Here is a 20,277-nt window from a genome sequence, read left to right as displayed (position 1 = left end):
GCACGCACAATAGCCTAGTCATTTCTACCTTGGCATGCCGCCCCCCCCTGAACGCTCGCACCGAGAGACAGAACCTACAAGCTATACAGAAAAGTCCTACAAATCGCCGCAGAAAAAATGTGTCATGGATTTTTTTACAGAGAAGGAATGACCTTTCTTAACAATTCGGTAACCCTGTGAACAATGCGCTTTTTCAGCGGCCCACCCACCTATGGACAGCCCACTGGAAAGTTCTTCACTCATAGAAAGTAACTGAATTATTTACTGTTAAAACTGCCTTCCACTCACTTAAGGAAGGGGAATCCTATATAAAACATACTCAGGCACCGGATATCCAACATCGGCAGCCATTGCGACCATGCCTATATTTCATTCGGCATGAACAATCACTTTCCAACCCACTCACCGAGCACAAGTACTCCATGAGCATTAACCATGAACAAACCTTTGAAGACCATAACCAACCCCATGACCCTCATCGCCATATTCGCCACTTTATCCGAAACTTCCGCAGCGATTTCCCTGCCCTTTCTGGATGATCAGGATCGAGAGTATTACCTGTGGTTCCTGATCAGCTTTCCTTTTTACCTATTGCTGCTTTTTTTCATAACGCTCAACTTCAATTATCGTTCATTGTATTCACCCTCAGATTTTCGCAAGAGCAAACACTTCATAAAGACCATGGATGATTCGCCCTGTCGACGCAAACGACAGCTACGTCGGGCCGACGACGTCAAGGAACTGCTGGTGATACGTCTTCATCGACGCAGGCGCGGACCAGACACCCTTTGTATCGTATGCAGCCAATCGAAACGCCCGATCGAGACTTGTCGATCAAGACATTTGAAGCAAACCAGCATCGTCGTGTACGTCATCTACAGCAGCGCAGACCTGCCAACGCACGGGCAGGATGAATGAGCGAGGCGGGGCAGCGCCGCAACAAAAGCCACACAAAAAAAGGGTAAAAAAAACGGCCTGCTCATGGCAGGCCGTTTTCAGATCACCAGGGTCAGAACAACTTGCGACCCTTGTTCGCCGCGATGCGCATGCGCAGGGCGTTGAGCTTGATGAAGCCGGCCGCGTCAGCCTGGTTGTAGGCACCGCCGTCTTCTTCGAAAGTCGCGATGTTGGCATCGAACAACGACTCGTCGGACTTGCGCCCGGTGACGATCACGTTGCCCTTGTACAGCTTCAGGCGTACCACGCCATTCACGTGAGCCTGGGAGGCGTCGATCATCTGTTGCAGCATCAGGCGCTCTGGGCTCCACCAGTAGCCGGTGTAAATCAGGCTGGCGTACTTGGGCATCAGCTCATCCTTGAGGTGAGCCACTTCGCGGTCCAGGGTGATCGACTCGATCGCCCGGTGGGCGCGCAGCATGATGGTGCCGCCCGGGGTCTCGTAGCAACCGCGGGACTTCATGCCCACATAGCGGTTTTCGACGATGTCCAGACGACCGATGCCGTGTTCGCCACCGATGCGGTTCAGGGTTGCCAGCACGGTGGCCGGGCTCATCTCAACGCCGTCCAGCGCGACGATATCGCCGTTGCGATAGGTCAGTTCCAGGTATTGCGGAGTATCAGGAGCCTTCTCCGGGGAGACGGTCCAGCGCCACATGTCTTCTTCGTGCTCGGTCCAGGTGTCTTCCAGCACGCCGCCTTCATAGGAGATGTGCAGCAGGTTGGCATCCATCGAGTACGGGGATTTCTTCTTGCCGTGGCGCTCGATCGGAATCGCGTGCTTCTCGGCGTAGTCCATCAGTTTTTCACGGGACAGCAAGTCCCATTCACGCCACGGGGCAATGACTTTCACGCCCGGCTTGAGGGCATAGGCACCCAGCTCGAAACGCACCTGGTCGTTGCCTTTGCCGGTGGCGCCATGGGAAATGGCATCGGCGCCCGTTTCGTTGGCGATTTCGATCAGGCGCTTGGCGATCAGCGGACGGGCGATGGAGGTGCCCAGCAGGTACTCGCCTTCGTAAACGGTGTTGGCGCGGAACATCGGGAACACGAAGTCGCGGACGAATTCTTCGCGCAGGTCATCGATGTAGATCTCTTTGACGCCCATGGCCTGGGCCTTGGCGCGTGCAGGCTCGACTTCTTCGCCCTGCCCCAGGTCAGCGGTGAAGGTCACCACTTCGCAGTTATAAGTGTCCTGCAGCCACTTGAGGATCACCGAAGTGTCCAGGCCGCCGGAATACGCCAGAACGACCTTGTTTACGTCCGCCATGCCATCACTCCACGGGTTGTACGGAAAGCCGGGAAGTCTAACGTCCAATGCGGATAATTTACAGAGGCGCGACAGCTTATGACGACGAAGCGACAGATTATGTCGATTGAGCGACGGCCGCCCTTGATCAGGACGTGCGTGCAGTGGCGGCAGCGGGAACCTTGGCCGGTGCCGCAGCCGGTGCCGGAACCTTGGCGGGGGCTGCTGCTGGGGCTGGCGCCGGGGTTGTCGGCTGCGGGACCGGTGCTTCGGTCGGCGTCCCACGCTCCAGGCGCACGACCACGCGACGATTCTTGGCCCGGTTGGCGGCGTTGGTATTGGGCACCAGGGGATAACGCTCGCCGTGGAAACGCAGGGTGATCTGCGATTCCTGGAAGCCATTGGCCTTGAAGAAGTCCTGGACCGCCAGGGCGCGGCGACGCGACAGTTCACGGTTGGTCAGACGGTTGCCGCTATTGTCAGAGTGACCGTCGAGCTCGACACGATTAACGCTCGGATCGGCCTTGATGAAGTCGAGCATCACCTGCAACTGGGCCTTGGCCCGCGCATCGAGCTCGACTTCCTCGCCAGGGAAGCCGATCTGGGTCTGCTTCACCTGTTCGAAATTCTTCGGCAGCAACTTGGCCACGCAGCTCTGATAGTCGCTGAAGGCTTTGTTGAAACGCACCGGCAGCAACCGGACTTCCGACACTCGACCGTCCTCGGTATTGCGCCGTACCACAGGGCTGCGACCGTCCATCAGGCCGCTGATCAAGCGACCGGCCTGGACCTGCGAGCTGTTGAACAACACATCGCCACTGCCAATGCTGACCGAGCCCAGGTTGATATCGCCTCGCCCCGGTTGCCATGGCGCGGCCGCCGCCAACAAGGTCGCGGAACCGCCGCCGAGCATCGGATTATAGGCCTTGAGCCTGAAGGTGGCCTGCTCACCCGCCCGGCGCACGAATTCGCCACTGCCAAAATCAGTGATCGGCTGGCTCAGCCGGCACTCGAACTTGTCGCCTTCGACCGTCCACTCAATGCTCTCCAGACGGGTCTGGAAAGTGAGCGCCATGGCGGGAAGACTGGCAAACACACTGAGCAAGGCTAGATAACGCTGGCGCACGGGAGGCTCCACTGACTTTTATACAAAGATCGACGCATGCCGAGGGCATGACGCCTGTCCGGGGCACTGAACGGATTCGTGGCACACCTGTAGGAGCTATCGGTAAGTTGCGCCAGAACTTGATAGCGGGTGCCTGAATCGGTCTTTTCCGGTAGCATTCCCACAGTTTGACCCGCCTGGAAGCCCCCCAATGTCCGACCGCCTGACCCTGCTGCGTCCCGACGACTGGCATATTCATCTTCGCGATGGTGCTGTGTTGACCCATACCGTCGCCGATGTCGCGCGCACCTTCGGGCGCGCAATCATCATGCCTAACCTGGTTCCGCCAGTGCGCAATGCCGCCGAAGCCGACGGCTATCGCCAGCGCATCCTCGCCGCACGCCCGGCTGGCAGCCGCTTCGAACCGTTGATGGTGCTTTACCTCACCGACCGCACCCAGCCCGAAGAAATCCGCGAGGCCAAGGCCAGCGGCTTCGTCCATGCGGCCAAGCTGTACCCGGCTGGCGCGACCACCAACTCCGATTCCGGCGTCACCAGCATCGACAAGATCTTCCCGGCGCTGGAGGCCATGGCCGAAGTCGGCATGCCGTTGTTGATCCATGGTGAAGTCACCCGGGGCGACGTCGACGTGTTCGACCGCGAGAAAATCTTCATCGACGAGCACATGCGCCGCGTCGTGGAGCGCTTCCCGACCCTCAAGGTGGTGTTCGAACACATCACCACCGGCGATGCCGTGCAGTTCGTCAACGAGGCCCCGGCCAACGTCGGCGCGACCATTACCGCCCATCACCTACTGTACAACCGCAACCACATGCTGGTGGGCGGGATCCGGCCGCACTTCTATTGCCTGCCGATCCTCAAGCGCAATACCCACCAAGAAACCTTGCTGGACGCCGCCACCAGCGGCAGCGCCAAGTTTTTCCTCGGCACCGACTCGGCACCCCACGCCCAGCATGCCAAGGAAGCGGCCTGCGGTTGCGCCGGTTGCTACACCGCCTATGCCGCCATCGAGATGTACGCCGAAGCCTTCGAACAGCGCAACGCGCTGGACAAACTCGAAGGCTTCGCCAGCCTGCATGGCCCACGTTTCTATGGCCTGCCGGTGAACACCGATCGTATTACCCTGGTTCGCGATGAGTGGACCGCCCCCGCCAGCCTGCCTTTCGGCGATCTGGCTGTCATCCCGCTGCGCGCCGGTGAAAAACTGCGCTGGCGCCTGCTGGAGGAAAACGCGTGAGTGAAGATCATTTCGACGACGAACTGGACGGCAACGGTGGTTCGGGCGGCGCCCGTCATCCCATGGCAGCTCGGTTCCGTGGCTACCTGCCGGTCGTCGTCGACGTAGAAACCGGCGGTTTCAACTCCGCCACCGACGCTTTGCTGGAAATCGCCGCGACCACCATTGGCATGGATGAAAAAGGCTTCGTGTTCCCTGACCACACCTACTTCTTCCGTGTCGAACCGTTCGAAGGCGCCAACGTCGAAGCGGCGGCCCTGGAGTTCACCGGGATCAAGCTCGATCACCCGTTGCGCATGGCTGTCAGCGAAGAAACGGCCCTGACCGACATCTTCCGCGGCGTGCGCAAGGCGCTCAAGGCCAATGGTTGCAAGCGAGCGATCCTGGTCGGCCACAACAGCAGCTTCGACCTGGGCTTCCTCAACGCCGCCGTCGCGCGCCTGGACATGAAGCGCAACCCGTTCCACCCGTTCTCCAGCTTCGACACCGCGACCCTGGCTGGCCTGGCGTACGGCCAGACCGTCCTGGCCAAGGCGTGCCAGGCGGCCGACATCGATTTCGATGGACGTGAAGCCCACTCGGCCCGCTACGACACCGAGAAGACCGCCGAGCTGTTCTGCGGCATCGTCAATCGGTGGAAGCAGATGGGTGGCTGGCAGGATTTCGACGACTGACATCGGCCTGGCTCTTTGTGTGGCGAGGGAGCTTGCTCCCGCTTGAGTGCGCAGCGCTCACAAGATCTTGGGGCGGCTGCGCCACCCAGCGGGAGCAAGCTCCCTCGCCACGGGGTCTGGGTTCTGCTTTAGAACCCCCATAAAAAAACCGGCCTGTCGAGGGCCGGTTTTTTTATGCCTTGCGTGCTTACAGCTTGCCGCCGTGCTCGGTCAGGTAAGCGGCCACGCCTTCAGGCGATGCGTCCATGCCCTTGTCGCCTTTTTTCCAGTTGGCCGGGCAGACTTCGCCGTGCTCTTCGTGGAATTGCAGCGCGTCGACCAGACGGATCAGTTCTTCCATGTTACGGCCCAGTGGCAGGTCGTTGATGATCTGCGAACGGACAACACCTTTGTCGTCGATCAGGAACGCGCCACGGAAGGCCACGCCGCCTTCGGACTCAACGTCATAGGCCTTGGCGATTTCGTGCTTCATGTCGGCAGCCATGGTGTATTTCACCTGACCGATACCGCCATTGTTGATCGGGGTGTTGCGCCAGGCGTTGTGGGTGAAGTGCGAGTCGATCGAAACAGCGACCACTTCGACGTTGCGCGCCTTGAAATCATCCATGCGGTGATCCAGTGCGATCAGCTCGGACGGGCAGACGAAGGTGAAGTCCAGAGGATAGAAGAACACCAGGCCGTATTTGCCTTTGATGGCCGAGGACAGGGTGAAGCTGTCGACGATTTCGCCGTTGCCGAGGACGGCTGGAACGGTGAAGTCTGGGGCTTGTTTGCCTACGAGTACGCTCATTGGATATCTCCTGATGTAATAGCGTGAAAACAAGGTCCGGGCCAGCCTGCCACCCTCAGGCGACAGCCCTGTGACACGAACCCGCTTGCAAGGGCCGATCATCATACACCGCGCATTTGGACTGTCTTCAACGGTTTTTCGGCGACATCGAAAAAATCGCCGTCCGGTTCCATGCCGCACCAGTCGTCCTGGATAAACCGTTCGTCAGCCTGGCAACGCTCTGGCGCAAGACCTTGAGAAACCACTTTGACAATCATTCTCGTTAACATTAAGATCCGTCCCAATTGAGTCACAACCAGCGACGGTTCTCACTTATGTATGTATGCCTCTGCACTGGCGTCACCGACGGGCAAATCCGCGAAGCGATCTACGAAGGTTGCTGCAGCTATCGCGAAGTCCGCCAGGCCACCGGCGTAGCCAGCCAATGCGGCAAATGTGCCTGCCTGGCCAAGGAAGTGGTTCGTGAAACCCTCGCCAAAGTGCAAACGGCCCAAGCCTCGATTCCCTATCCGGTAGAATTTACTGCCGCTTGAAACCAGCTTTTTGAAGAACCGGACTCAATGTCCGGTTTTTTTATGCCTGTAAATCAAGCGCTTAGCCTCTAGACGCGGAACACAAACATTCTTATTCCGATTAATTTTCATTTATTATTCAATAACTTAGGTTTGACACTCGTAAATACGCGGCTCAAACTCTGCCTTATACACAGCTATTACAGGGCAGGCCTCATCATGAAAGGCGACATTACAGTCATCCAGCATCTCAACAAGATCCTTGCCAATGAGCTGGTCGCGATCAACCAATACTTCTTGCATGCGCGCATGTACGAGGATTGGGGCCTGAACAAGCTGGGCAAGCACGAGTACCACGAATCCATCGACGAGATGAAGCACGCGGACAAGCTGATCAAGCGCATCCTATTCCTTGAAGGCCTGCCGAACGTCCAGGATCTGGGCAAGTTGCACATCGGCGAACATACCCGCGAGATGCTCGAGTGCGACCTGCGTATCGAGCGCACCGGCCACGCCGACCTGAAAGCCGCTATCGCCCATTGCGAAAGCGTTGGCGACTTCGGTAGCCGCGAACTGCTGGAAGACATTCTCGAATCCGAGGAAGAGCACATCGACTGGCTGGAAACCCAATTGGGCCTGATCGACAAAGTCGGTCTTGAGAACTATCTGCAATCGCAGATGGGTGAAGAGTAAGCTTCCCCGAAAGCCAGCCACTAAAAAGCCCCGCCCTCTTTCGAGAGGCGGGGCTTTTTAGTGCCCGAATTCCAGGCCACACCGAAAACCACTGTGGGAGCGAGCTTGCTCGCTCCCACAAGGTTCCCGTTCACCACGACGGATGCGGTGAACATACATCAATGAATCAGGCTTCGGTCTTGTTCGCCGCTTTTTCTACCGCTGCCTTGATCGTGGCCTGCAGAGAGCCGTCGGCGGCCATCTCGGTCATGATGTCGCTACCGCCGATCAGTTCACCACCCACCCACAGCTGTGGGAAGGTTGGCCAGTTGGCGTACTTGGGCAGGTTGGCGCGGATTTCCGGGTTCTGCAGGATGTCCACGTAGGCAAACTTCTCGCCACACGCCATCACAGCCTGAGCAGCCTTGGCCGAGAAACCGCACTGTGGCGCGTTCGGCGAGCCTTTCATGTAAAGCAGGATGGTGTTGTTGGCAATCTGGTCTTTAATCGTTTCGATGATATCCATGGAGCACCTCGGCTTAAAACTTTTGCGACTTAAGTTGTCGACACGGTGACGCATTGTAACGGAAAGCCGAACCTGCTCCAGAGACAATTTTACGCAGCTGCCACCTTCACCGGTACGCCGTTAAGCGCCGCATTGCCAGACAACTCATCGAGCTGACAATCATCGGTCAGGTCGTTGGCGCTGGAGCCCGGTTGTCCGCTGGCAATGGTCATCTGCACGCCCGGCCGGGCATGCCCCCAGCCGTGGGGCAGGCTGACCACGCCTTTCATCATGTCCAGGCTGCCCAGCACCTCGACTTCGATGACGCCCACCCGCGAACTGACGGTCACCCGTTGCCCGTCGACAAGGCCGCGACTGGCGAGGTCATCCGGGTGCATCAACAATTGATGGCGCGGCTTGCCCTTCACCAGTCGATGAAAATTATGCATCCAGGAGTTATTGCTGCGCACATGACGGCGGCCAATCATCAGCAATTCGTCCGGTTTTGGCGCCTGCAACCCAGCGAAGCGCTCGAGATCGACAAGTATCACGGCTGGCGCAGCCTGCACACGTTGGTTTTCGGTTTTCAGGCGCGCAGCCAGGTTGGGCTTGAGCGCACCGAGGTCGATGCCATGGGGATGATCGAACAGGGTCGCCAGGGACAGCTTATGCGGCGAGGCATCGCCATACGCTCCGCTGCGCAGGCCGAAATCGATCATCTGCGCCGGCGGCATGGTCGGCTTGAGTTCCTTGCCGGTTCGGGCGGCAAAAGCCTTGGCCAGGCCGACGAAGATTTCCCAATCGTGCAGCGCACCCTCGGGCTTGGGCAGGATCGCCCGGTTGAAACGGGTCACGTTGCGCACCGCGAACAGGTTGAAGGTGGTGTCGTAATGATCGTTTTCCAGGGCCGAGGTCGAGGGCAGGATCAGGTCGGCGTAACGCGTGGTTTCGTTGATGTACAGGTCGACACTGACCATGAACTCCAGCCCGTCCAGGGCCTGCTCCAACTGCCGCCCGTTGGGTGTGGACAGCACCGGGTTGCCGGCCACGGTGACCAGCGCCCGAATCTGGCCTTCGCCCTCGGTGAGCATCTCCTCGGCCAGGGCCGACACCGGCAGCTCCCCTGCGTACTCGGGACGCCCGGACACCCGGCTCTGCCAACGGTTGAAATGCCCGCCCGAGGTGGTAGCGACCAGGTCCACCGCCGGCTCGGTGCACAGCGCCCCGCCCACCCGATCAAGATTGCCGGTGACCAGGTTGATCACCTGGATCAGCCAATGGCACAGCGTGCCAAACGCCTGGGTCGAGACCCCCATCCGCCCGTAGCACACCGCTGACGGCGCGGCGGCGAAATCCCGGGCCAATTGCCGGATCTGCGCTGCCGGCACCGCACAGAGCGGGCTCATGGCTTCAGCCGTGAACGTGGCAACGGCCTCGCGCACCTCGTCCAGGCCGTCCACCGGCAGGTGGCTGTCACGGGTCAGGCCTTCGCTGAACAATGTATTGAGCAAACCAGACAGCAGCGCAGCATCACCGCCGGGGCGTACAAAGACATGCTGGTTGGCAATGGCCGCCGTTTCGCTGCGGCGCGGATCGACCACCACCACCTTGCCGCCACGGGCCTGGATCGCCTTGAGGCGCTTCTCCACGTCCGGCACGGTCATGATGCTGCCGTTGGAAGCCAGCGGGTTGCCGCCCAGGATCAGCATGAAGTCGGTGTGGTCGATGTCCGGAATCGGCAGCAGCAGGCCGTGGCCATACATCAAGTAGCTGGTCAGGTGATGGGGCAGTTGGTCCACCGAAGTCGCCGAGAAACGGCTGCGGGTTTTCAACAGGCCCAGGAAATAGTTGCTGTGGGTCATCAGCCCATAGTTATGCACGCTGGGGTTGCCCTGGTAGACCGCCACCGCGTTCTGGCCGTGGCGCGCCTGGATATCCGCCAGACGCTCGGCCACCAACGCGAAGGCGTCGTCCCAGGCAATGGGTTGCCATTCATTGCCAACGCGCTGCATGGGCTGGCGCAGCCGGTCCGGGTCGTTCTGGATATCTTGCAGGGCCACCGCCTTGGGGCAGATGTGACCGCGGCTGAAGGTGTCCAGCGCATCGCCCTTGATCGAGGTGATTGCCAGGCCCTGGCCGTCGGTTTCGGTGGTTTCGAGGGTCAAGCCGCAGATGGCTTCACACAGGTGGCACGCACGGTGGTGGAGAGTCTTGGTCATGGCCAGTCTCTGTTTTATTCGTGGCGGGCGCTTTCGGCCGCGGGAACAAAACTATGGCGCGTGATTCCCGGCAGCGCCAGCGACGTTCGTCCTGTGAATTGCCGGGCATCAGGCCCACCGATGAGCGCGCGTCAAGGCTGATCGGAAGGCGGTGCCAGCATCTGGATTTCTTCGACGGTTTCCACCTGCTCCTGGGCAATGGGCACCCCCGTGAGCTCGCCAATCAGCCGCCAATGCTCGTCGAGGCCGCTGCTGATAGTGGCCATGCGGTCGATCATCCGACGGCCCGCTGCCTTGGTCACCTCGTCATCGCTGCGCAGCAATTCGAATGACATGGAAGTCACCGAAGCCGTCAGGTGCGTCAGCGAGCGTGCAGTCAACCCCAGCAATTCCATCAATTGTTGCTCTTTCGAATCCATTTCGGGCTCCTGTGCCGCTGAGGCTCATTTATAACCCAGGCCTTTGCATTAGGAAATGTTTCACAGCCACCCGCAGACAGGCGAAAGGCTGGGATGCCACGGCGCAAAACGACGCTCATCCATGGCACGCCCGCCGCGCTCGATTGCCAATCCAAGCAACGCCAGTGTACAAATGGGTCGCTGCAGTCAGGAAACCGGCCACAAATATGCCATCGCATTCGCGTGATGGCCTCGCTGAAATCCCCAAAAACCGTAGCCCTATTGGTAAGACGCGACATTTAATTATAAGATCGCGCCTTCCCCTATTTCGTCGCCCCGTGCGGCTTTTGCCGCAGGTCTCGCCCGTTTTTTGAATAAACAAGGCTTTGAGCATCTGCGGTCAGTTACAAAAAGGTAGTCAATCATGAGCGCAAGGCACTTTCTCTCCCTGATGGATTTCACGCCCGATGAGTTGCTCGGCGTAATCCGTCGAGGCGTGGAGCTCAAGGACCTGCGTAACCGCGGCGTACTGTTCGAGCCCTTGAAAAACCGCGTGCTGGGGATGATCTTCGAGAAGTCATCGACCCGCACCCGCATCTCTTTCGAAGCCGGCATGATCCAGCTGGGCGGCCAGGCGATCTTCCTGTCGCCGCGCGACACTCAACTGGGCCGTGGCGAACCCATCAGCGATTGCGCCATCGTCATGTCGAGCATGCTGGACGCGGTGATGATCCGTACCTTTGCCCACAGCACCCTGACCGAGTTCGCAGCCCATTCCCGCGTCCCCGTCATCAACGGCCTGTCCGATGACCTGCACCCCTGCCAGTTGCTGGCCGACATGCAGACCTTCCTCGAGCATCGCGGCTCGATCCAGGGCAAGACCGTGGCCTGGATCGGCGACGGCAACAACATGTGCAACAGCTATATAGAAGCGGCGCTGCAATTCGACTTCCAACTGCGCATTGCCTGCCCTGAAGGTTATGACCCCAATGCCGAACTGCTCGCCAAGGCCGGCGACCGGGTGACCATCGTGCGTGATCCGAAACAGGCCGTGGCCGGCGCGCACCTGGTGAGCACCGACGTCTGGACCTCCATGGGCCAGGAAGAAGAAACCGCCAAGCGCCTCGAGCTGTTCGCGCCGCTGCAGGTCAACCGGGCCTTGCTCGACCTGGCGGATGCCGACGTGCTGTTCATGCACTGCCTGCCGGCCCACCGTGGCGAGGAGATCAGCTTCGATTTGCTGGACGATCCGCGCTCGGTGGCCTGGGACCAGGCAGAAAATCGACTTCACGCGCAAAAGGCACTGCTCGAGTTCCTTGTCGAGCCGGCGTATCACCACGCATGAGCCATTCGCTGCTGCTGAATTTGCACGACCTGGCCTGCGGTTACCAAAACCAGCGCGTCGTGCAGAACCTCAACCTGCACCTCAATGCCGGCGATATCGGTTGCCTGCTCGGTTCGTCCGGGTGCGGCAAGACCACCACGTTGCGTGCCATAGCCGGCTTCGAACCCGTGCACGAGGGTGAAATCCAATTGGCCGGGGAAACCATTTCCCGCGCCGGTTTCACCCTCGCCCCGGAAAAACGCCGTATCGGCATGGTGTTCCAAGACTATGCCCTGTTCCCCCACCTGAGCGTGGCCGAGAACATCGCCTTTGGCATTCGCAAGCATCCGGACAAGGATCGCGTCGTCGAAGAGTTGCTGGAACTGGTCAACCTGATGCATCTGGGCAAGCGCTTTCCCCATGAGTTGTCCGGCGGCCAGCAGCAACGCGTGGCCCTGGCCCGCGCGCTGGCACCAGAACCACAACTGCTGTTGCTCGATGAGCCGTTCTCCAACCTCGATGGCGAGTTGCGACGCAAGCTCAGCCATGAAGTGCGGGATATCCTCAAGGCCCGCGGCACCAGCGCGATCCTGGTCACACACGATCAGGAAGAAGCCTTCGCCGTGAGTGATCATGTTGGGGTATTCAAGGAAGGTCGACTGGAACAGTGGGACACGCCCTACAACCTGTATCACGAACCGCTGACGCCATTCGTCGCCAGTTTCATTGGCCAGGGCTACTTCATTCGCGGCCAGCTGGACAGCCCTGAATCGGTGCAAACCGAGTTGGGCACCCTGCGCGGTAACCGAGCCTACACCTGGCCCATCGGCGGCGCGGTGGACGTGCTGCTGCGCCCGGACGATATCGTCTACGCACCGGACAGCCCGCTCACCGCCAGCATAGTCGGCAAGACGTTCCTGGGCGCCTCGACCTTGTATCGCCTGCAACTGCCGACGGGCGCACAACTGGAGTCGATCTTCCCAAGCCACGCCGACCATCAGGTCGGTGACCGGGTCGGCATCCGGGTAGCGGCAGAACACCTGGTGCTGTTCCAGGCCTCGGGCAGCACGGCGGCGCATATACCGCCGGTGGAAAGCGGCGTGCGGCGTTACAGCACCGCCAGCTAACGCCGGATACCCGCTTCTGTGTGGCGAGGGAGCTTGCTCCCGCTGGGCTGCGCAGCAGCCCTAAAACCTGACAACGCGGTGAATCAGGTAGATGTAGGCCGAGGTGACTGTTTTGAGGGCTGCTTCGCAGCCCAGCGGGAGCAAGCTCCCTCGCCACGGAAAGTGCACAGACCTTGATCTCAGCCCAGCATCAACGTCCCACTGGCCACCAACGTCGCATTCCCACCGATCTTCACCCGCTCACCTTCCAACCGACAGAACAACGCCCCACCCCGGGCCGAGCATTGATAAGCCGTCAGCCCGTGTTTACCCAAGCGTTTGGACCAGTAGGGAATCAGGCTGCAGTGGGTCGAGCCGGTGACCGGGTCTTCGTTGATGCCAATCGCCGGGGCAAAATAGCGCGAAACAAAATCATGCTTGCTCCCCGGCGCGGTCACGATAGCGCCCGGCCAAGGCAGTTTAGCCAGGGCCGCCATGTCCGGCTTGCAATCGAGCACCGCTTGCTCCGACTCCAACACCACGAACAGTTCGTTGGAGCTCAGCACGTCCACCGCTTCGACACCCAAGGCACTCTGGACTGCCAGGGATGCCCCCAACTCGGCGGGCACGATGGCCGGAAAATCCAGCCACAGCCGATCACCTTCGCGCGTGACGCTCAACGCCCCGGACTTGCAGATGAAATCCAGCCGCCCTACGGGTTCGTGGTAGACCTCGAACAGTACATAAGCGCTGGCCAACGTGGCGTGCCCGCACAGCGGGACTTCGGTGGTGGGCGTGAACCAGCGGATATGCCAATGCTGGCCTTCACGCACCAGAAACGCGGTTTCAGCCAGGTTATGTTCGGCGGCGATCTTCTGCATCAAGTCATCAGCAAGCCAGCCGTCGAGGCGATAGACCATCGCCGGGTTACCGCCGAACGGCCGGTCACTGAACGCATCGACCTGATGAAACGCAAGCTGCATGGCACTTCTCCTTTTTTTGATGCGCCAGCATGCGGCGCAGCGGCACAGCTTATCCAGTGACAGATCAGTAGAATTTTCACCCTACAGCGGGGGATGGAAGCTCTGACGCCAAGCTTAGCCTTTCATACCCTTGTGGCGAGGGCGCTGGCTCCCGCTCGGCTGCGCAGCCGTTATTCAAGCGCGCCCAATGTCTGCAAACGTCGCCCCGGTGTGCTCCTTCAATACCGAAGGCGCCAACTCGACTTCCAAGCCGCGTCTTCCCGCACTGACAAACATGCTGGCGAGCGGCTGTGCGGAACTGTCGATAAAGGTGCGCAGGCGCTTCTTCTGCCCCAGCGGGCTGATCCCACCCAGTAAATAACCGGTCGAACGCTGCGCGGCGGCGGGGTCGGCCATCTCGACCTTTTTCACCCCGGCGGCATGGGCCAGACCTTTCAAATCCAGGCTTCCGGCCACGGGCACCACCGCCACCAACAGCTCACCTTTTTCGCTGGCCGCCAACAACGTCTTGAACACCTGCGCCGGATCCAGGCCGAGCTTTTCCGCCGCTTCCAAACCGTAAGACGCGGCCTTGGGATCGTGTTCGTAACTGTGGATGCGATGTTCGGCGCGCACTTTCTTAAGCAGATCCAACGCGGGTGTCATGACTGCTCCTGACAAGGAAATGAAAAAAAGAGTGGCCGGATTCTAAGCCATCGCCAGCGAAAAGGCTTGGGAGGGCGTCATGAGTGCCGGTGATCCGCCGCCAGCGCAAGAGTCATTCACGTCACGAATAGTTGAAATGTGACCGACGGTTCACTTTCGACCTTTGACACCAGCGTTTCTTGTCTATATTTTTTCGAAACTGAAAGTCATATCGCAGGTCTCAAGCAGCAACTCGAGATCAGGATGGGGATCCTGCCTCGTTGGAGATCGCGCCATCGAGCTTTATCGAAGGCGCAGCAAAACAACAAAAAACCGAGGTTTGAATGACAACTGCTTTACAACAGCCGTCCCTGCCCAGCCAATGCCTGGCTGAATTCCTGGGCACTGCCCTACTGATTTTTTTTGGCACCGGTTGCGTCGCGGCCCTCAAGGTTGCGGGTGCCAGCTTCGGATTGTGGGAAATCAGCCTCATCTGGGGTGTCGGCGTCAGCATGGCGATCTATCTGAGCGCGGGCATTTCCGGCGCCCATCTCAACCCCGCCGTCAGCATTGCCCTGTGCATTTTCACCGGTTTCGAAAAGCGCAAACTGCCTTTCTATATGCTGTCCCAAGTGGCCGGTGCTTTCTGCGGCGCATTTCTGGTCTACACGCTGTACAGCAACCTATTCTTCGATTTCGAACAGTCTCGACACATGATTAGAGGCACCGAAGCCAGCCTCGAACTGGCCTCGGTGTTTTCCACCTACCCCCACGCCGCACTGTCCACCGGCCAAGCCTTCCTCGTGGAGGTGATCATCACGGCCATCCTGATGGGAGTGATCATGTCCCTGACCGATGACAACAATGGTTTGCCTCGCGGCCCGCTGGCGCCACTGCTGATCGGCCTGCTGATTGCGGTGATCGGCAGCTCCATGGGGCCGCTGACAGGCTTTGCGATGAACCCGGCGCGGGACTTCGGCCCTAAACTGATGACTTTCTTCGCCGGCTGGGGTGAAATTTCCCTCACGGGCGGGCGCGACATCCCGTACTTCCTGGTTCCTGTTTTTGCCCCGATTGTGGGTGCATGCCTGGGTGCTGCGGCTTATCGCGGCTTGATTGCCCGCCACCTGCCCAGCGCCATAACTGCTACAACGGATGCAGAACCGGCCATTGACGGCAAGCCCAGAACATCCTGAAACAGTCGGCGCAGGCTCCTGCCACTCCAGCCTGCGCCGTGGCTTCTTCCTTTATCTAGTCTCCCTTTTATAGAAAGACCCGAGGCAATCGACATGACCGATATACAGAACAAGAACTACATCATTGCCCTCGACCAGGGTACGACCAGCTCGCGGGCAATCATCTTCGACCGTGACGCCAACGTGGTCTGCACCGCCCAGCGCGAATTCGCCCAACATTATCCGCAGGCTGGCTGGGTCGAACACGACCCGATGGAAATCTTCGCCACCCAGAGCGCCGTGATGGTAGAAGCCCTCGCCCAAGCCGGCCTGCACCATGATCAGGTCGCCGCCATCGGCATCACCAACCAGCGTGAAACCACCGTGGTCTGGGACAAGACCACCGGCCGGCCAATCTACAACGCCATCGTCTGGCAATGCCGCCGCAGTACCGAAATCTGCCAGCAGCTCAAGCGCGACGGCCACGAGCAGTACATCAGCGCAACCACGGGACTGGTCACCGACCCCTATTTCTCCGGCACCAAGCTCAAGTGGATCCTGGACAACGTCGAAGGCAGCCGTGAGCGTGCGCGCAACGGTGAACTGCTGTTCGGCACCGTCGACAGCTGGCTGATCTGGAAATTCACCGGCGGCAAGGTCCATGTCACCGACTACACCAACGCCTCGCGCACCATGCTCTTCAACATTCACTCGCTGGAATGGGACGCGAAGATGCTCGACATCCTCGACATCCCCCGCGAAATGCTCCCGGAAGTGAAATCGTCCTCGGAGATCTATGGCCGCACCAAGAGCGGCATCGCCATCGGCGGCATCGCCGGCGACCAGCAGGCGGCGCTTTTCGGCCAGATGTGCGTGGAGCCGGGCCAGGCGAAAAACACCTACGGCACCGGCTGTTTCCTGCTGATGAACACCGGCAGCAAGGCCGTCAAATCCAATCACGGCATGCTCACCACCATCGCCTGCGGCCCACGCGGCGAAGTCGCCTACGCCCTGGAAGGTGCAGTCTTCAATGGCGGCTCCACGGTCCAGTGGCTGCGCGACGAACTGAAAATCATCAACGATGCGCTGGATACCGAATACTTTGCCAACAAGGTCAAGGACAGCAACGGCGTGTACCTGGTGCCCGCCTTCACCGGCCTGGGCGCGCCGTATTGGGACCCCTATGCCCGTGGCGCGCTGTTTGGCCTGACCCGCGGCGTACGCGTCGACCACATCATTCGTGCAGCACTGGAGTCGATTGCCTACCAGACCCGCGACGTACTCGACGCCATGCAGCAGGATTCGGGTGAACGCCTCAAGGCCCTGCGCGTCGACGGTGGCGCGGTAGCGAACAACTTCCTGATGCAGTTCCAGGCCGACATCCTGGGCACCCAGGTCGAGCGCCCGAAAATGCGTGAAACCACCGCCCTGGGTGCTGCGTATTTGGCCGGCCTGGCATGCGGCTTCTGGGGCAGCCTGGAAGAACTGCGCGGCAAAGCGGTGATCGAGCGCGAATTCGAACCGCAACTGGACGAACAGGCGAAGGAAAAACTCTACGCCGGCTGGCAGAAGGCGGTCAGTCGCACCCGTGACTGGGAACCCCATGAAGACGCTGAATAAAGCCTGATAAGGCTCTGAAACTGGTCGGAAGCGGATTCCTGCGGCATCATGGGCAAATTTTGTACGGCAGCCCAAAGGAAGCCCCATGAATCTGCCTCCCCGCCAGCAGCAAATCCTCGAACTGGTCCGCGAACGCGGCTATGTCAGCATCGAGGAAATGGCGCAGCTATTCGTCGTCACCCCGCAAACCATTCGCCGCGATATCAACCAACTGGCGGAGGTGAACCTGCTGCGTCGCTACCACGGCGGCGCCGCCTACGATTCAAGCGTGGAAAACACCGCCTACGCCATGCGCGCCGATCAGATGCGCGACGAGAAGCAACGCATCGCCGAAGCCATCGCCGCCCAGATCCCCGATCATGCCTCGCTGTTCATCAACATCGGCACCACCACCGAATCCATTGCCCGGGCGCTGCTCAATCACAACCATCTGAAGGTCATCACCAATAACCTGCACGTGGCTTCGATCCTCAGTGCCAAGGACGACTTCGAAGTCCTGATCGCTGGCGGCAACGTACGGCGTGACGGCGGCGTGGTGGGCCAGGCGAGCGTCGACTTCATCAACCAGTTCAAGGTCGACTTCGCCTTGGTGGGCATCAGCGGGATCGATGAAGACGGCAGCCTGCTGGACTTCGACTATCAGGAAGTACGGGTTTCCCAAGCCATCATCGCCAACGCCCGGCAAGTGCTGCTGGCGGCGGACTCCAGCAAGTTCGGACGCAATGCCATGGTCCGCCTGGGCCCCATCAGCCTGATCGACTGCCTGGTGACCGACCAGCAACCGGTGCCGGCCCTGGCGCAGTTGTTGAGCCAGCACAAGATTCGCCTGGAAGTGGTCTGACGCCCTCCCCGTTACCCTGTGGCGAGGGAGCTTGCTCCCGCTGGGTGGCGGAGCCGCCCCAAATGAGCTGACGCGATCTTTCAGGCACACCGCGCCAGCCGGTTTTACGACTGCTTCGCAGCCGAGCGGGAGCAAGCTCCCTCGCCACAGGGTTAACCATGCCTCCAAACAGTTATGTGTTCAGCCGAGGGGCCGGGTTACGACGAGCAGATGAACTCCAGGCGCTTGCCCCATTCCGTGAACATGGCATGAGCCAGAGCGACTTGCCAGGCGTTGGTACCCAGTCGGTGGTATCGGAGGTTTTGAGCGGTAAGCGTCAGCTCAATTTGAGGCAGATCCGCTGGCTGGCCGAGCGCTTCGGTGTAGCGCAGTGAAATACCGACCTGCTTTTGTGGCGAGGGAGCTTGCTCCCGCTCGGCGGCGCAGCCGTCGTAAAACCGGTTGACGCGGTCTGCCTGGAAGACCGCGTCAGTCCATCTTGGGGCGGCTGCGCCGCCCAGCGGGAGCAAGCTCCCTCGCCACAAACGCACTTCACCAGTAACTTTTTTGTTCGAAAATTTTCCTTTCAGCTTCCTTTGATCAGTATTTTCAATCGAAGTCAGCTGGCTGTTGCGGTCTTTATGGGCTAGTATTTTCGCAAATGAACATTTATGTTCGAATTCAAATATTGCGAAAAAGAGCCCGAGGCCAGCCGATGCCCACTTCTACCTTGCCTACGCCCCCTCTCGCCGAGATTTACGACATCGCCGTCATTGGTGGCGGGATCAACGGCGTGGGGATTGCCGCGGACGCTGCCGGTCGCGGTCTTTCGGTGTTCCTTTGCGAAAAGGACGACCTGGCCAGCCACACATCGTCGGCCAGCAGCAAGCTGATCCACGGTGGCCTGCGCTACCTCGAACATTATGAATTTCGCCTGGTGCGCGAAGCGCTGGCCGAGCGCGAAGTGCTGCTGACCAAGGCCCCGCACATCGTCAAGCAAATGCGCTTCGTATTGCCTCACCGCCCGCATCTGCGCCCGGCCTGGATGATTCGCGCCGGCCTGTTCCTCTACGATCACCTGGGCAAGCGTGAGCAGCTCGCCGGCTCCAAAAGCCTGAAGTTCGGTGCCGACAGCGCATTGAAAAGCGAGATCACCAAAGGTTTCGAATATTCCGACTGCTGGGTCGACGATGCGCGGCTGGTGGTACTCAACGCCATGGCCGCCCGGGAAAAAGGCGCGCACATCCACACCCGCACACGCTGCGTGAATGCCCGCCGCAGCAAAGGCCTGTGGCACCTGCACCTGGAACGTGCCGACGGCAGCCTGTTTTCGATCCGCGCCAAGGCGCTGGTCAACGCCGCCGGCCCGTGGGTCGCCAAGTTCATTCGCGATGACCTGAAGCTGGAATCGCCCTATGGCATCCGTCTGATCCAGGGCAGCCACCTGATCGTGCCGAAACTCTACGAAGGCGAACATGCGCACATTCTGCAGAACGAAGACCAGCGCATCGTGTTCACCATTCCGTACCTTAACCAGTTCACCCTGATCGGCACGACTGACCGCGAATACACCGGTGACCCGGCCAAAGTGGCGATCACCGAGGGTGAAACCGATTACCTGTTGAAGGTGGTCAACGCCCACTTCAAGAAGCAGATCAGCCGCGACGATATCCTGCACAGTTATTCCGGTGTACGCCCGCTGTGCAACGACGAATCCGACAACCCATCGGCCGTGACCCGCGACTACACCCTGGCGCTGTCGGGTGGCGGTGAAGAAGCCCCCTTGCTGTCGGTGTTCGGCGGCAAGCTGACCACCTATCGCAAGTTGGCCGAATCGGCGATGGCGCAACTGGCCCCGTATTTCACGCAAATGCGTCCGGGCTGGACCGCCGTAGAGGCCCTCCCCGGCGGCGAAAACATGACCACCCCGCAGGCGCTGTGCTCGGCGATCCGCGACAAGTTCGACTGGCTGCCAACCGACATCGCCCGCCGCTGGGCCACTACCTACGGCAGCCGCACCTGGCGCATGCTCGAAGGCGTGCACAACCTGGGCGACTTGGGTGAGCACATCGGCGCCGGCCTCTATACGCGCGAAGTCGACTACCTGTGCAGCGACGAGTGGGCCGTCGATGCCCAGGACATCCTGTGGCGCCGCAGCAAGCTGGGCTTGTTCACCACCCCGGTCGAGCAGGAGAAACTCCAGCAGTACCTGGACAAGGTCGAGCACAACCGCCGCAAGATCGAAGCGGCCTGACGGATATCCCACAAAACCCAGAGCCCCTGAAT

The 20,277-nt window shown here is 60.0% G+C and carries 20 protein-coding genes and 1 pseudogene; 12 read left to right on the top strand and 9 right to left on the bottom strand.

Translation table 11 applies throughout. The annotated features are described in order from the left end of the window. The first annotated feature begins 435 nt into the window (after window positions 1-435). Window positions 436-918 (top strand): hypothetical protein, encoded by a 483-nt coding sequence (locus tag V7773_RS12955; RefSeq protein WP_336073712.1) that lies wholly within the window; start codon window positions 436-438, stop codon window positions 916-918. A 91-nt stretch (window positions 919-1,009) separates the two neighbouring features. Here the strand turns inward: V7773_RS12955 and V7773_RS12950 are convergent, their stop codons facing one another. Beyond that, window positions 1,010-2,227: an argininosuccinate synthase gene (locus tag V7773_RS12950; RefSeq protein ID WP_003204943.1), complete on the bottom strand. Its 1,218-nt coding sequence runs from the start codon at window positions 2,225-2,227 to the stop codon at window positions 1,010-1,012. A gap of 127 nt (window positions 2,228-2,354) precedes the next feature. Continuing rightward, a complete protein-coding gene (locus tag V7773_RS12945) occupies window positions 2,355-3,332 on the bottom strand; it encodes a flagellar protein MotY (protein WP_336073711.1) in 978 nt (325 codons plus the stop codon). 190 nt (window positions 3,333-3,522) lie between these two features. Between V7773_RS12945 and pyrC the strand changes: the two genes are divergently transcribed. Together pyrC and rnt are read left to right on the top strand one after the other, a co-directional pair. Continuing rightward, complete coding sequence (pyrC, locus tag V7773_RS12940; protein ID WP_336073709.1) at window positions 3,523-4,569, top strand: dihydroorotase; 1,047 nt, start codon at window positions 3,523-3,525, stop codon at window positions 4,567-4,569. Continuing rightward, window positions 4,566-5,243 carry a ribonuclease T gene (gene rnt, locus V7773_RS12935; protein WP_063324649.1) on the top strand — a complete coding sequence of 226 codons (678 nt, stop codon included), beginning with the start codon at window positions 4,566-4,568 and terminating at the stop codon, window positions 5,241-5,243. Before pyrC ends, rnt begins: the two co-directional genes overlap by 4 nt. 187 nt (window positions 5,244-5,430) lie before the next feature. Here rnt and V7773_RS12930 read toward each other — a convergent pair whose 3' ends face one another. After that, the gene (locus V7773_RS12930; RefSeq protein ID WP_025215179.1) at window positions 5,431-6,033 is read right to left on the bottom strand and encodes a peroxiredoxin; all 603 of its coding nucleotides are present in this window, start codon (window positions 6,031-6,033) and stop codon (window positions 5,431-5,433) included. 101 nt (window positions 6,034-6,134) lie between these two features. Further along, window positions 6,135-6,290, bottom strand: a complete 156-nt coding sequence (locus tag V7773_RS12925) for a hypothetical protein (protein WP_158265801.1) — start codon at window positions 6,288-6,290, stop codon at window positions 6,135-6,137. 57 nt (window positions 6,291-6,347) lie between these two features. Here V7773_RS12925 and V7773_RS12920 point away from each other — a divergent pair, with 57 nt between their 5' ends. Then, a complete protein-coding gene (locus tag V7773_RS12920; RefSeq protein WP_003178704.1) occupies window positions 6,348-6,566 on the top strand; it encodes a bacterioferritin-associated ferredoxin in 219 nt (72 codons plus the stop codon). Window positions 6,567-6,764: 198 nt separating this feature from the next. Then, entirely contained in the window at window positions 6,765-7,238 is a 474-nt protein-coding gene (bfr, locus tag V7773_RS12915; RefSeq protein ID WP_003178701.1) for a bacterioferritin, read from the top strand. 166 nt (window positions 7,239-7,404) lie between these two features. Here the strand turns inward: bfr and grxD are convergent, their stop codons facing one another. The 3 genes from grxD to V7773_RS12900 all read right to left on the bottom strand — a co-directional run bounded on the left by grxD (window position 7,405) and on the right by V7773_RS12900 (window position 10,360). After that, on the bottom strand, window positions 7,405-7,743 hold the full coding sequence (gene grxD / locus V7773_RS12910) for a Grx4 family monothiol glutaredoxin (protein WP_092332098.1): 339 nt from the start codon (window positions 7,741-7,743) through the stop codon (window positions 7,405-7,407). A gap of 89 nt (window positions 7,744-7,832) precedes the next feature. Next, on the bottom strand, window positions 7,833-9,941 hold the full coding sequence (locus tag V7773_RS12905) for a molybdopterin oxidoreductase family protein (protein WP_092223495.1): 2,109 nt from the start codon (window positions 9,939-9,941) through the stop codon (window positions 7,833-7,835). A gap of 131 nt (window positions 9,942-10,072) precedes the next feature. Next, window positions 10,073-10,360 (bottom strand): hypothetical protein, encoded by a 288-nt coding sequence (locus V7773_RS12900; protein WP_072348410.1) that lies wholly within the window; start codon window positions 10,358-10,360, stop codon window positions 10,073-10,075. A gap of 403 nt (window positions 10,361-10,763) precedes the next feature. Here V7773_RS12900 and argF point away from each other — a divergent pair, with 403 nt between their 5' ends. Together argF and V7773_RS12890 are read left to right on the top strand one after the other, a co-directional pair. Next, entirely contained in the window at window positions 10,764-11,684 is a 921-nt protein-coding gene (gene argF / locus V7773_RS12895; RefSeq protein WP_092145150.1) for an ornithine carbamoyltransferase, read from the top strand. Continuing rightward, on the top strand, window positions 11,681-12,790 hold the full coding sequence (locus V7773_RS12890; RefSeq protein WP_092145148.1) for an ABC transporter ATP-binding protein: 1,110 nt from the start codon (window positions 11,681-11,683) through the stop codon (window positions 12,788-12,790). The genes argF and V7773_RS12890 overlap by 4 nt, the downstream gene beginning before the upstream one ends. 179 nt (window positions 12,791-12,969) lie before the next feature. On the opposite strand, the gene V7773_RS12885 is transcribed toward V7773_RS12890, so the two are convergent. Both V7773_RS12885 and ybaK read right to left on the bottom strand, forming a co-directional pair. Next, window positions 12,970-13,752, bottom strand: a complete 783-nt coding sequence (locus V7773_RS12885; RefSeq protein ID WP_063324644.1) for a PhzF family phenazine biosynthesis protein — start codon at window positions 13,750-13,752, stop codon at window positions 12,970-12,972. Window positions 13,753-13,926: 174 nt separating this feature from the next. Further along, window positions 13,927-14,397 (bottom strand): Cys-tRNA(Pro) deacylase, encoded by a 471-nt coding sequence (gene ybaK, locus V7773_RS12880; RefSeq protein ID WP_063324643.1) that lies wholly within the window; start codon window positions 14,395-14,397, stop codon window positions 13,927-13,929. A gap of 323 nt (window positions 14,398-14,720) precedes the next feature. Between ybaK and V7773_RS12875 the strand changes: the two genes are divergently transcribed. From V7773_RS12875 to glpD, 5 genes and pseudogenes are all read left to right on the top strand, one after another. Beyond that, on the top strand, window positions 14,721-15,572 hold the full coding sequence (locus V7773_RS12875) for an MIP/aquaporin family protein (protein WP_336073706.1): 852 nt from the start codon (window positions 14,721-14,723) through the stop codon (window positions 15,570-15,572). A 93-nt stretch (window positions 15,573-15,665) separates the two neighbouring features. After that, a complete protein-coding gene (gene glpK / locus V7773_RS12870) occupies window positions 15,666-17,171 on the top strand; it encodes a glycerol kinase GlpK (protein ID WP_336073705.1) in 1,506 nt (501 codons plus the stop codon). Between the two features lie 85 nt (window positions 17,172-17,256). After that, window positions 17,257-18,012 carry a DeoR/GlpR family transcriptional regulator gene (locus tag V7773_RS12865; RefSeq protein WP_003204973.1) on the top strand — a complete coding sequence of 252 codons (756 nt, stop codon included), beginning with the start codon at window positions 17,257-17,259 and terminating at the stop codon, window positions 18,010-18,012. Window positions 18,013-18,248: 236 nt separating this feature from the next. Then, window positions 18,249-18,386: pseudogene (locus V7773_RS12860) on the top strand (transcriptional regulator); the annotation flags it as partial. A 320-nt stretch (window positions 18,387-18,706) separates the two neighbouring features. Beyond that, complete coding sequence (gene glpD, locus V7773_RS12855) at window positions 18,707-20,245, top strand: glycerol-3-phosphate dehydrogenase (RefSeq protein ID WP_063324640.1); 1,539 nt, start codon at window positions 18,707-18,709, stop codon at window positions 20,243-20,245. Window positions 20,246-20,277: the final 32 nt, after the last annotated feature.

Source organism: Pseudomonas sp. 3JA (assembly GCF_036961705.1).
Classification (GTDB): domain Bacteria; phylum Pseudomonadota; class Gammaproteobacteria; order Pseudomonadales; family Pseudomonadaceae; genus Aquipseudomonas; species Aquipseudomonas fluorescens_Q.
This window is presented reverse-complemented; position numbering and strand designations above follow the sequence as displayed.